General features: G+C 33.5%; 14 protein-coding genes and 2 pseudogenes. 5 read left to right on the top strand and 11 right to left on the bottom strand.

Annotation, left to right across the window (positions count from 1 at the left end):
- Window positions 1-187 (top strand): AAA family ATPase (locus CUL_RS18745; RefSeq protein ID WP_162147647.1); only part of this gene is annotated, 187 nt, incomplete at its 5' end.
- A 352-nt stretch (window positions 188-539) separates the two neighbouring features.
- Window positions 540-905, top strand: a complete 366-nt coding sequence (locus CUL_RS0116150) for a tyrosine-type recombinase/integrase (RefSeq protein ID WP_025642763.1) — start codon at window positions 540-542, stop codon at window positions 903-905.
- 24 nt (window positions 906-929) lie between these two features.
- On the opposite strand, the gene CUL_RS18185 is transcribed toward CUL_RS0116150, so the two are convergent.
- From CUL_RS18185 to tnpA, 4 genes and pseudogenes are all read right to left on the bottom strand, one after another.
- Window positions 930-1,166 carry an IS66 family transposase gene (locus tag CUL_RS18185; protein ID WP_081722890.1) on the bottom strand — a complete coding sequence of 79 codons (237 nt, stop codon included), beginning with the start codon at window positions 1,164-1,166 and terminating at the stop codon, window positions 930-932.
- Window positions 1,099-1,730, bottom strand: a pseudogene (locus CUL_RS17795) (transposase). The gene CUL_RS18185 and the pseudogene CUL_RS17795 overlap by 68 nt, the downstream one beginning before the upstream one ends.
- A gap of 357 nt (window positions 1,731-2,087) precedes the next feature.
- Complete coding sequence (gene tnpB, locus CUL_RS17790) at window positions 2,088-2,417, bottom strand: IS66 family insertion sequence element accessory protein TnpB (protein WP_035143432.1); 330 nt, start codon at window positions 2,415-2,417, stop codon at window positions 2,088-2,090.
- Window positions 2,418-2,448: 31 nt separating this feature from the next.
- Window positions 2,449-2,766, bottom strand: coding sequence for an IS66 family insertion sequence element accessory protein TnpA (gene tnpA / locus CUL_RS0116135; protein WP_025642761.1), 318 nt, complete (start codon window positions 2,764-2,766; stop codon window positions 2,449-2,451).
- 87 nt (window positions 2,767-2,853) lie between these two features.
- Here tnpA and CUL_RS20270 point away from each other — a divergent pair, with 87 nt between their 5' ends.
- Window positions 2,854-2,988: an IS3 family transposase gene (locus CUL_RS20270; protein ID WP_109840747.1), complete on the top strand. Its 135-nt coding sequence runs from the start codon at window positions 2,854-2,856 to the stop codon at window positions 2,986-2,988.
- Between the two features lie 200 nt (window positions 2,989-3,188).
- On the opposite strand, the gene CUL_RS0116125 is transcribed toward CUL_RS20270, so the two are convergent.
- The 6 genes from CUL_RS0116125 to yqeB all read right to left on the bottom strand — a co-directional run bounded on the left by CUL_RS0116125 (window position 3,189) and on the right by yqeB (window position 8,229).
- Entirely contained in the window at window positions 3,189-4,295 is a 1,107-nt protein-coding gene (locus CUL_RS0116125; protein ID WP_025642759.1) for an ABC transporter substrate-binding protein, read from the bottom strand.
- A 13-nt stretch (window positions 4,296-4,308) separates the two neighbouring features.
- Window positions 4,309-5,082: an ABC transporter ATP-binding protein gene (locus CUL_RS0116120; protein WP_025642752.1), complete on the bottom strand. Its 774-nt coding sequence runs from the start codon at window positions 5,080-5,082 to the stop codon at window positions 4,309-4,311.
- On the bottom strand, window positions 5,079-6,089 hold the full coding sequence (locus CUL_RS0116115; protein WP_025642750.1) for a FecCD family ABC transporter permease: 1,011 nt from the start codon (window positions 6,087-6,089) through the stop codon (window positions 5,079-5,081). The genes CUL_RS0116120 and CUL_RS0116115 overlap by 4 nt, the downstream gene beginning before the upstream one ends.
- 56 nt (window positions 6,090-6,145) lie before the next feature.
- Window positions 6,146-6,490, bottom strand: coding sequence for a winged helix-turn-helix domain-containing protein (locus CUL_RS0116110; protein ID WP_081722888.1), 345 nt, complete (start codon window positions 6,488-6,490; stop codon window positions 6,146-6,148).
- Window positions 6,478-7,305: an XdhC family protein gene (locus CUL_RS0116105; protein WP_025642746.1), complete on the bottom strand. Its 828-nt coding sequence runs from the start codon at window positions 7,303-7,305 to the stop codon at window positions 6,478-6,480. The genes CUL_RS0116110 and CUL_RS0116105 overlap by 13 nt, the downstream gene beginning before the upstream one ends.
- A gap of 132 nt (window positions 7,306-7,437) precedes the next feature.
- Complete coding sequence (gene yqeB / locus CUL_RS0116100; protein ID WP_081722887.1) at window positions 7,438-8,229, bottom strand: selenium-dependent molybdenum cofactor biosynthesis protein YqeB; 792 nt, start codon at window positions 8,227-8,229, stop codon at window positions 7,438-7,440.
- Between the two features lie 1,078 nt (window positions 8,230-9,307).
- Between yqeB and CUL_RS17785 the strand changes: the two are divergent.
- Window positions 9,308-9,981, top strand: a pseudogene (locus tag CUL_RS17785) (IS6 family transposase).
- A gap of 506 nt (window positions 9,982-10,487) precedes the next feature.
- On the opposite strand, the gene CUL_RS0116090 reads toward CUL_RS17785, so the two are convergent.
- Window positions 10,488-11,933, bottom strand: a complete 1,446-nt coding sequence (locus CUL_RS0116090; RefSeq protein WP_025642742.1) for a sodium:solute symporter family protein — start codon at window positions 11,931-11,933, stop codon at window positions 10,488-10,490.
- Window positions 11,934-12,055: 122 nt separating this feature from the next.
- On the opposite strand from CUL_RS0116090, the gene CUL_RS0116080 reads away from it, so the two are divergent.
- Window positions 12,056-12,503: IS1/IS1595 family N-terminal zinc-binding domain-containing protein (locus CUL_RS0116080; protein ID WP_025642740.1), on the top strand; the 448-nt coding region annotated here is incomplete at its 3' end.

Here is a 12,503-nt window from a genome sequence, read left to right as displayed (position 1 = left end):
AATAGCAGGCTGTATGAATGAAGTATTTACTCCATCAGCCTTAACTGCTATTCATACCATAACAGGTGGAATCCTAAGATCAATAAATAACATAGCCATAGCTAGCCTAATGTATTCAACCGTTAGAAAGATGCAAGTAGTAAATGAAGAAACAGTATATCAGGCTAATATTGAAACGGGAATTTAAATATTGGTTTCTTGCCTATCTGGAGGATAGGGCTCTGCAGGGATGCAACCTGAGCGCCAAATAGGATTCTATAAAAACATAAAGAATCATAAAAGGGGTATCTATCCTAGATACTTCTTTTATGTTTTTAAAGAACAAATGCGAAAAATCCCGGGGTTTGGGGCAGAGCCCCAAGGTTCTATGTAATACTAGGACAATTTGAAAATCTACTAAATATTTTCTGAATTAATTTGATAATTTAATGCTTTTGAAGTCTTTTATAGATATTATAAAGCAAGAAATTTTACTTGTTTAATTTGAGAATCGACAATATATATCTATCTTCCACCCCAACAGAATACTGGAGAATTTCTTGTTTTATACCACTAGGAAAGGTATTACTGGTAAGATGTCACCTGACAATGTTGCCAGATTTTTAAGCACCTATGAAAAAGCTGCAAGAATTGTAAATCCAGTATTGCCTCACCTGCACCCACATCTATTTAGACATGCTAGAACCATGCATCTTTATCAAGCCGGAATGCCTTTACCACTAGTAAGCGAATGGTTGGGACATTCACAATTAGAAACTAGCTTGATTTATGCCTATGCAGATACTGAAATGAAACGTGCTGTAGCAGATAAAGTAATTAATGCTAAGAATTCGGTGTTTACTAATGAAAAATTTAGATATCAAGATGATGAGGAAACAATTAAAAGGCTATACGGTCTAGCATAAAATACCGATTAAAAAATATCTAAACTATGCTGCATCTGTAATATTAACTGTTTCAGCATAGTTTAGATAAAAAATCGGAATATTTATTTTATCGGGATAATCTGTATGAAGATAGCCATTAAATCCTTTTAAGAATTCTTTAGCATTATCTCCTGCTCTACCAGGAGCATACTTAAATATTCTTATTCTTCTTTTAGCATTTGCTGAAGTGGAGTATACCCACATATATGATTTTGTGGTGTTTTTTATTACCCTCTTCATTTAATACTTGGACAGGGGTTTCATCAGAATGCAAATATTTATCCTTCAGTAGTTCCTCATGTAGCTTTTCTACTACAGGATTTAACCATTCTTCTGATGTTTTTATGATCCAATTAGATAGATTTCCTCTACTAGAGGAAATCCCATCTGTTTCCAATCCTTTTCTTGGCGATATAGTGGTACTGACTGTACAAACTTTTGATATATTGTCCATGCTACAGTTGAAGCAGTAGCATAAGAATGCTGAAGTACAGGCTCTCGTGTATTTGGATTAAATATCCCAGGCCTTCTTTCATTTTTACATGTTCTGCATTCATATGTTTCTTGATATATATTAAATACAGATATTTTTGCTGGTACATATCTGATTTCTGATCTTATGAATTTATTACCTACAACTGAAAATTTGCTTCCATCAACTGGACATACTTGTTGTGATTCTTCTAATTTGAATACCTGATCATGGCTAGGTAGATTTTCGAATAGATCTTTTCTCTTGTAACCCTTGCGTGTTTTTTTAATTGGTTCTTCAAAGGGAACAGGTTCAAGTATAGGTGAATCCATTTCTTTTTCAGCTTCATTAAATAAACCTAGTTCTATATCACTAATTACTAGCTGACCATCTATAGCGGAGGTCTTTTCTGTCTTTCTTCCATAGAGTTTTTTAATTAAGTATTCCATGTTTTCATTAGCCCTTTTTAACTCTTCTCTAAGGCCTTCTATGGTTTTATTTTGGGATTCAATTGTAGCTTGAAGTGTTCTTATTAAAGAGGTTTCGTTCATTTAAGTCTTGCCCTTCTCGTGTATTTTTCATAATTATATTGTACCATTTTCAAGTGTCAAAAACAACAAAAATATGCTTGAAACTATGTAATTTTCAGTAGTTTCAAGCATTTATATTATCCTTTTGTTATCTAACTTTTAAATGACTTTTTTCTGATCAACTGATAATCCCTCTATCAACCATCTATATTGCTGAGGAGTAATTTCTCTAACTTCCTCTGTAGTTCTTGGCCACTGGAATACTCCCCCTTCTAGCCTTTTGTAAAGAAGATGAAATCCATCTCCCTCCCAAAGTATTGCTTTCATTCTATCCCTTTTTCCACCACAAAAAAGGAATAGTGCATTCTCAAACGGGTTTAATTTAAAGTTCTGGGATACTATTGCTGAGAGTCCATCTATGGATTTTCTCATATCAATTTTACCACAGGCAATGTATATCCGTATATCATCCGGGAACTTAATTGTCATAGCTTATTTCCAATTAAATTAAGCAAGGTACCTAAAGTATTTGGATCGCTCCATTTAGAATTTCAATTTTATTACCATTTGAACGAAGGATAGCACAAGTACCTTGATTGTTAGGTTTAATCTCAGCAATACTTTGCTTTACTTCCACAAATTGAGTTTGTCCTGTAACAGCTAATGTTCCAGCTTTAATCAAGGCTTCTTCCCTAATGACTCTTTGCCAATAGTAGAATTTACCATGTGAAATATCATTCTCTCTGCACCATTCTCTAATTGATAGGCCACTTTCACTTTGATCCTTGATCATTTTTTGCCACTGGGCTTTAAGCATTTCATGTTTTGATGCTTTCATAGTAGTCAAATTATCATCTCCCTACTATTCTAATGTTGACAAAGTTGCTTTGTTAACATTAAAAGTGCTTTGCAGGGGTATTATCTCATGTTGCATGATACTTTTAAATCCATGAGATTATTGGACGCTTACGATGAATATATTTATTTTTATAATTATGAAAAACTACAAAAAAGATTAAACAGCCTCAGTTCGATGGTGTATCGAGCTTTGGCTGCTTAAAGTTGTTTTTATTATTTCCCCTGTCTACTTGACAGGGTGCTGTTCATTCTCCAATAGTCCCCTTCCAATATTTAACCAATAGTAATTAGTTAATTTTTCTAGTAAATACTCCACTCGATATATTACTTGCGTCATACGCTACTATCTGGTTTAACATTTGATTTAACATTTCTATTAGAATTTATAGAACTTATTATAGATTAATGTCTTATGGAGTTTTTCAATAGATCATCTAATTCTTCATCATTTAATTGGTAATGATAGAATTTATCATAAAATTTCCCTACTTCCTCTTTTATATTATAATCGAATGCATCTGGATATAGTAGGTTTCCTATCCACTTTACCCCTAATATCCTGTTGGCAGAGGGGGGTCTATCAAACCAATTAAAAGGGCTATTGGGTATTTCATATATTTCTTTATCTCTAACCGCCTTTATATCCTGCCATGCTGGGTCTTTGAATATTTCTGAATAATAACCTCCCCTTTCATCATCCCAGGAAATTATTATATCTGGATTCCATTTTAATAATTGTTCTATGGATACTTCTGATTTTCCTTTATCTCCTTTTATAGCTACCTCTGCTACATTTTCCCCTCCTACTATATCTATTATCTCTGCATGCCATGAACCAGAAGGTTCAGTTTCCAGCCCATTAGGTCCTTCTGCATAGTATACTCTTACTTTTTCCTCTTCCTTTATCTTCGGTGCCTTTTTTTCTATATCCTCCATGGTTTCTCTACAATAGTTTGCCAATTCTCCCGCCTTTTCTTCTTCTCTTAAAACTCTACCTAGTATATTATAAGCTTCCTCTAATCTATATAAGCTTGAGTCCAAAAGGATTACAGGTTTTCCCGTTTGTTCTTCCAATTCTTCAGCTTTTGATATGGAACCATCATCTAATTCTTCCATCATTATTAATACAGTAGGATCCAATTTCAACACTTCTTCTATATTAATAGCATTTTTACCTGCTCCCCCTAGATTAGGTAAGGAATGATATTTTTCATCGATAAACCTCTTTTCTCCCTCCCTTAAATCATAATTCCATCCCAACATCTTCTCTGGATTTAAAGAATATAATAAAATGGTTCCCGTTGGAGAAGTGGAAAAAGCTTTATCTACCTTAGCCGGTATTAAAACAATCCTTCCAGCCATATCTTCTATTTCAATATCTTCTTTAACTTCTGCTCCTTGTTCATCAATAATATTATCATTTTCCTTAATTGTATCATCAGCACACCCAACTAACATAGATAAGATTATAGCTATTACAATAAATAAGGAAACCTTTCTTTTAAACATAAAATCTCTCCTTTCAGAATATAGGTAAGCACATTTTCATGGCTTTGTCCTGTGAGTCTAGATTGATAAGTTTTAAATCCACATTATATAAATCTTTTAAATCCCTTTCCTTTAAATTTTCCTTTGGATTATCTATTTCCACCACTTTACCATCCTTAACCAATAGAGCCTTAGTTCCATATAGAAAGGCATGTTCTGGATAATGGGTGGCCATTATTACCGTTACTCCTTTCTTTATCCATTCCTTCAAATGTTTTAACATAATTATTTGGTTGCTAAAATCCAAATTATTAGTGGGCTCATCCATTATTATTATTTCCGACTGTTGGGCTATAGCCTGTGCTATCTTTACCAACTGTCGTTCTCCACCGCTTAACTGGGAATAGATTTTATTCTTTAGATGTAAAATATTGAGCTTTTCCATGGCTTCTTCTGCAATATTTTCATCTTCTTCAGATGGGAAAGAAATAAGGTTTAGATAAGAAGTTCTTCCCATTAAAACTATATCCTTAACCTTATATTGAAAGGTAGAACTAAAGGATTGGGGAATATAACTAATCTTATTTGCCCTCTTTCTCCAATTCCAATTTTCAATATCTTCATTATCTATTAATATCTTCCCTTCAAAAGGTTTTAAAAGTCCTAAAATACTCTTTATTAAAGTAGATTTTCCTGAGCCATTGGGTCCTAATATACAGATAATATCTCCTGAGTTCCCAGTGAAACTTACCTCTTTTAGCACCATTCTATTTCCATAGCCACAACTTAAATCTTTAACCTCTATCATTTGTCCCAACTCCTTCCTTTGTTTAATAATAGGAATATGAAAAAGGGAGCCCCTATTAGTGAAGTGAGTATACCTAGGGGGATTTCTACCGTTGTAAGAGCCCTAGCCATATTGTCTATTATAAGCAGGTATATACTACCTAACAAAAGGGTAGTAGGCACTAATACCCTATAGTCTGGGCCAACTATTATTCTGCCTAAATGGGGAATTACGAGGCCAATCCAACCGATTATTCCACTAATGGAGACGGAAGCTGCTGTCATAAGGGTAGAACAGATTATTACTATAATCCTAAGCCTTCCTGTATCAAGGCCTAAAGTTTTAGCCTCATCTTCATCTAGGGAAAGAACGTTTAATTTCCACCTTAGCAGATATAAGGGGACTATACCTAATAATATGGGTATAAACACTCTTTTTACATCTTTAGGTGAAATACCAGATAAACTTCCCATTAACCAAAAGGTTATAGTAGGTAATTTGTCTTCAGTATCGGCTATGTACTTTATCAAAGAAGTGAAAGATGTAAATATGGAGCCTATTAGTATACCAATTATAACAAGGGAAATTACAGGGTCTTCTTTTATTTTTATACTAATTAGATAAACCAAGGCTACCCCTAGAATACCAAATATGAAGGCAGATATCTGTATCCCCACCGTATTAAAAGATAAAAATATGGCTAATGCAGCTCCAAAAGCCCCCCCAGCTGATACCCCTAATATATCGGGAGACACCAATGGATTTCTAAACATTCCCTGATATACTGCTCCGGACAGGGAAAGAGAGGCTCCTACCAATATTGCTGCTAATATTCTTGGAAGTCTTACTCTAAAAACTATGGTTTCGATAGTATCAGTCCAAGTTTTAGTAATGGGAAAGATTTTAGATAAAATAACTTTTAATAGAGTTCCAATGGGAACAGGATATCTTCCAATAACGAAAGATAGAAGAAAAGTAATTATTAGAAGGGCTAATAGGAAACCCCTTTTATTGGCTATGTTTTTCATCAAAATCTACTCCTTTATCGTTATTCTTTTGATAATATAACGCTTCCAAAAAAATATTAGATATCCTTAAAATATTTTTTGAAAAGCCCTTCTACCGATTCTTCTGCTTCTCTGGAAAACTCCTCATAAACCTGGATTAAAGCTTTTCCTCTTGATGTCAAATAGGAACCGCCTCCATCAATACCACCAGTTTCAGTTTCCAAAAAAGAATATCCTAAAACCTTTTCTGCCCTGTTTATAATTGACCAGGCCTTACTATAGGACATATTTAATTCCTTTGCAGCCTTATTAAGACTTCCAAGCCTATCTACGGATTTTAACAATAAACAAGGCCCTTTCCCAAATACTTTTTCACCATCTTGGACTACCCAAAATCTACTTTCTAATTTCAAAATTCCCACCTACTTTTATAAAGATGGGGAACCTCTTTTCCATACTTTACTGCCTGTATTTCTGCCATAATGGATAAGGCTATTTCCTCAGGGGTCTCGCCGCCTAAATCCAATCCTATTGGTGTATAAATCTTTGATAAATCCTCCTTTGAATAACCCTTTTCTAAAAGGTTATTGAAAGTAGTCTTGACTTTATTCATGCTTCCTATCATGCCAATATATTTAGCCTTGGATTCTAGCACTACCTCTAAAGCATCTTGGTCGTATTTATGGCCATGGGTTACTATTATTATGAAGGTATTATTGTTTATATCCACCTTTTTTAAGTTTTCCACTATATCCCCTAGAATAAGATCTTCAGTTTGAGGAAACAACTGGCCATTGACTCTTTCCTTCCTATTATCTAAAACTGTTATAGAATAACCCAATATATGGGCTATCCTAGCAATCTTTTCTGCCACATGACCAGCCCCTACAAGGATTAACTTTTCTTGGGAACTATAGATCCTAATAAATAAGCTGACTTTTCCACCACAAGCCATAGGCAAAATATTACCAGTTTTTGAATCCCTGTCTAGGTTATAATCTATTAATAAGGATTCTTTTCTTTTAATACAATCAATTGCATCCTTTCTTGCTTTTTCTTCTAATGCACCGCCTCCAATTGTACCTTCTAAAATATTCCCCTCTCCATCTACCAACATCATACTTCCGGGACCTCTAGGTGTTGCACCTTCTGCCTTTATAATAGTTATTGTAGCTACAGATTTATTCTTTTCTAAGGATTCCTTGAGTTTCAATAAAACCTTTCTATCTTCTAGCATATTATCTCTCCCCATATGTCTTATTTATAATATAATTATATTTGATAAAACTCTAAATTACCATATATAAACTTTATTTCAATAACTTTCTTTTTTACTTCTATATCAAAGTTTTTATTTCGTACTATTGTCCTATTTATTCTTATTTAGGTATAGTATCCCTTCTAAAACACTGTTACCAATAATCCTTGCTTTATCGGAAATAGTAAATGCATAATCCTTTATACACCTAGGATCTATATCACCAATCTTTAATCCTTTTTTTACATATAGTCCTTCCTTTATCATACCCCTTAAGATCCCTTTGAAGGGAGATATTACCTTTTCATTGCCTACTTGACATATGGGATGATCTTTTTCTATTATATCTCCAATATTATAAAAAGCTTCAACTCTCCCATTACAAGGAGCCCTAAGAACTCTCTCCTCTTTATATCCCATTACCTCTCCAGGGATGCCTGTATCTTCCTCTGCTTTTCCATAATATATAATCTTTCCTAAATTTAATCCTCTATTGCTCTCTATTACTAAATCTACATCCTTCCCAGCTTCAAACCCGGGCCCAATTCCTATGGTAATTGGGGCCATAGATTTATTGGTGCCCAGGTTTCTCTTTGCAATTATAGCATCTATGACTGCCAAAGGTTTAATTTCTTTAATTATGCAACCTTCCCTATCTATATAGACTGGAATAGCATCCAGATTCCAAATTCTATAAATCTCCTCTTTATCCTTAACTAATATTCCCCTAATACCTTCTACCGTAGTTTCACCTTCATAGACTGCTTCACTAAAAGCCACTTTTCTCCTAACGGTTAAAGGCTTGTCTATTTCCAATATAATTAATTTATATCCTGCTTTATAAAGAATATTGGCTATTCCCGATGCTAAATCTCCGCCACCTCGTATGATTATGGTATCCACGATTATTCACCACCCATAAATACTAGCATTTATTGTTTCCCTAGCAATAAGCTAAAAACACATAGTTCAAAATAGAATATAGTATCCTATGTCAAATTTTCTTTTATAACTATTATCAATATTTTGAATAAAAACTTTGTTTTTTATAGTTCTTTGCTTCCTTTATCAAACCATTTCTGAATGTTTCTAGGTTTTTCACTCTAAGCGACAAACTAAAAGCAATCTATGATGCTCTGCATAGGTTATTAAAGTCATCTGGGTCATATAGCTGATAAATGCATTCTTTTTCTACTACGAAATATTTAAATAACACTAGACTAACATGATTATAATATATAAATGTATTAAGATATATGCATTCTTTTTAAAATATTGCATGTAAACTTTCTATACAAACATTGCCATAGGAGCAACCTTTAGCATTATATGATGGTCTAAATTCTTATGCTTCTATCATCTTACGATTTTTGCTGTATATTGTGAATCTTTATCTAAGTGTAAAATCAAGCCTTTATCGAGCTTCTCAGTAGTTATTATAGTATTATCTAATGCCAAGTTTTTTCATATGTCTTCGTACCCTTTTAATGCTATTTTATTACATCCTTTTGCCTTTAGCTTTTCACAAATTTTAAAGACACCATAGACCTTGTTACTTTCATTATAAATTTCTATAATACCTTTTTATAGTTTTTATTTTCTTTTTCACTTGTTTTCAAACTTTTCTTTCTGCTTGCTATAGTAGATGCTTCTAGGATAATCAGGTACATTACACATAGTATCTATAGCTATGCGTGTCAGAGTTATCTTTTATTATTTTAAACATATAAAGATTTAATTGGTCATAAAGTGGATAGACCAAGGACTTTCATCCTAGTTTCCCACAGAATCATACGTGGCAGCTCTCATGTCATACTACTCTTATTATCCAACCTTTGGCGATATACCAATTTTAGACATAATCATTCTCCTTAGGTTATTGTCCGCTCTGTAAACCTAAATGAAAATTGGGAACTCCAATCCTCTGCGGTACAATGTTTTTGCGAGAAAACAAATACCTCCCAGAAAGGATGAAGTCCTCATGCAAAAAATTGTATCAGTAAAATGTCCAAAATGCAATAATAAAGATTCTTTTTATCGCTATGGCAAAGATAGAGATGGTTACCAAAAATACCTTTGCCGTAAATGTAATCACCAATTTGCTCCATTTTTCAACAATCTCTCTTTAGAACTTATTCCTATGTTAGATTTTAATTCTGATGAATGGCATGCTGATGAAACTGTAGTAAAAATTTCTGGCCAAAAATATTATATTTGGTTTATCATAGATTCAGAGACTCGCTTTGTTTTAGGCTTTCACCTATCACCTTACAGAAACTCTGAACAAGTTTTACTTTGCTTAACTCTGTTAAAGATCTTGGCAATGCTAATGCTATAGTTAATGATCGCTACAGTGCTTATAAAGTACCTGTTAAATCTGTATTAGGTGAACATACTAAACATATTCGAGTTGAAAGCTTTAAAGATGATATTTCTAACAATTTAATAGAATCTTTTCATCATCAATTTAAAGCTTGGTATAGGACCAAACAAGGTTTTAAGTCCTTTGAATCTGCAAATAATTTAATCAGCATGTTTATATTTTTCTACAATTTTGTTAGGCCTAATTCATCTCTTAATGGGTTAACTTCAGCTCAAGTTGCTGGATTAAATCTAACTGATAGAGAGAAGAAAAAGTATCTTCTCGTAGCATAAATTTTGCCTGAATTTCGCCTAAATATTTTTGAAATGTACTTCCTTGAGATTGCCAAGGGCGCGCATTAGCGCGTTCATTTTACCCTTGACAATCTCAAGGCGGACTTTTATAATCGTCAAGGCTAAATTTAAAGTAATCTGAGGCAATTCTATAAAACATTGTTCTATTTTTTCATGTTTAGTTTACAAAGCCTTATTATCGTAATTCTATTATACATTATTTTTCTATACGACAACTATCCTAACATATAGGGTTCTCCGATTATTAGTTTATATAACCTTATTTTGTGTCCATGAATACACACTAACATCATACAGTCATAAAAATTTGGAACCAAGATGAGATTACAAATGTTTTAATATATAATACAATCTTTTCATTTTAGTTGCCCCCTTTATATGGTTTTAGCGAAAGTTTGTACTCAAATCTCACAATAAGGAGCGACAAATCAAAAATGAAACTCTTGTTTGGGATCAATATTTACATATAAACACAGTATATTAAACTATACTTCTAAAGAATTTTTCGTTCGACTTATTTCTGGAAAAAAATTATCAATTACTTTCTTCGGTGGTTTTGGAGTCATATTACTGATAACAATCATAAGCACAAGTTGAATAGGTATTATTATAAGAGTAGATGGTAGTGTTGGTGCCTTAAACCACATTATTACGGATAAAGCAAAGCCTAGAATAGAACATGCCATTGCAGCTTCTTTTGTAGCCCTAGGCCAGAAGACCCCTAGGAATAGTGGTACTCCCATTGCTGCTGCTGTTATCGTTGCCATAAAATTATATAGATTTATTACAGTTGAAAGCCTTATATATGCTAAATACACACATATAGCTCCTATAACAATAACACTCCATGTGCTGATTGACATAATCTTTTTTTCTGATGCCTCAGGATTTATCAATTTATAGTAGATATCATTTGAAAATTGAACTGATGCCGCTAACAATTGATTGTCTATACTCGACTGAATTGCTGCAATAATACCGCATGCAACTATGGCTGTAAATACTGGATTCATAGTACCTGCTAATGTTATAAAAACTGCTTCCGTATCAACTAGGCCCGGTAATAATACCTTTCCGGATAAACCTATAAATAATATTCCACTATAAACAATTGTAAGTACAACTCCTCCAAGCCCAATCATTCCGGATGCTACCCTATCGCTTCGCGCCGAATAAAACATCCTATGGTAGGTTGATGTGGTTGCACAGCTAATACCAATCGAAAAGGCAATGGCTAATTGTTCAGCAACACTTATTTGGCCCCCTAAATTAGGGGATAATAGAATTGGATCAATTTCCATTAATGCAGTATTGATGGCCGTTATTCCTCCAGCTTTAATCAGACTATATATTGCTGTTAAAATAATACAGACAGTAAGCAGAGTGCATTGAGCAACATTAGTCCATGCAACGCTGTACATACCTCCAATTGCAGTATACAAAACAAATACTACACCTATTAGTAGAACAGCCGTTTTATAGCTTACACCTAGGACAGGCCCTAGTACAGCTCCCGAGCTTATAATGCCCATGATTACAAATAGCGACATATTTATAGTAACGAGGAATGCCATCCAAATACGCATTGTTTTAGAATAATAACGTTCTGAATACCAATCTGGAGTGGTGTATAATGGCAGCTTTACACGCCTCATTCTTACCGCTAATGTGCTTAATAGAAAAATCCCAAAAGCAACACCTACCGGATAAACTAATACGTATGACCAACCATTGTCATAAATGTAAGAAGGATGCCCAACCATGGCTACACCGCTTATGAAACCAGCAGCAAATAGCGGAATTGAAACTCCAAGCCCCAAGTTTCGCCCTGCAACTAAAAAATCCTCAGAGGTTTCTGTTTTTTTGTATCCGTAATACCCTATAGCCAGCATAAATAAACAATATAATGCAAAAATAATTCTATAAATCATTTGTTTTCCTCCTTTACTTGTAATTCGCTCTGTAAACTTAAATGAAAATTGAGGACTTCAATCCTCTGTGGTACAATGTTTTTGCTAGAAAACAAATACCTCCCAGAAAGGATGAAGTCCTCATGCAAAAAATTGTACCACTTCAGTGTCCAAAATGCAATAATAAAGAATCTTTTTATCGCTACGGCAAAGATAAAGATGGATATCAAAAGTACCTTTGCCGTAAATGTAATCACCAATTTGCTCCTGATAGACCAACATCTAAAAAGAAACCTAAATACCCTCGTTGTCCTGTTTGTGGTAAAGCAACATTTCTTCATCATGATTATAAATATTACTCTAATTATCGTTGTTGTGATAAAAAATGTAATCATTCTATGTTTGTTCCTAAACCAAATAATATATTACCTGCATCCATGTCTAAATTAGTTGGTAAGACTGATTTTAAACGTATGCGTTATCCTGTGTATATTATTTTTACTGCTTTATCTATGTTCTATCTTGGTAAAAATTCTTTTAGAAATATTGCTCAAATTCTTAGAGTAGTAAATAATGTTAAGGTCTCTCATA

Source organism: [Clostridium] ultunense DSM 10521 (assembly GCF_000511955.1).
Taxonomy (GTDB): Bacteria; Bacillota; Clostridia; order Tissierellales; family Tepidimicrobiaceae; genus Schnuerera; species Schnuerera ultunensis.
The sequence above is the reverse complement of the archived record's forward strand: the minus strand, read 5'-3'. Positions and strand labels throughout refer to the sequence as shown.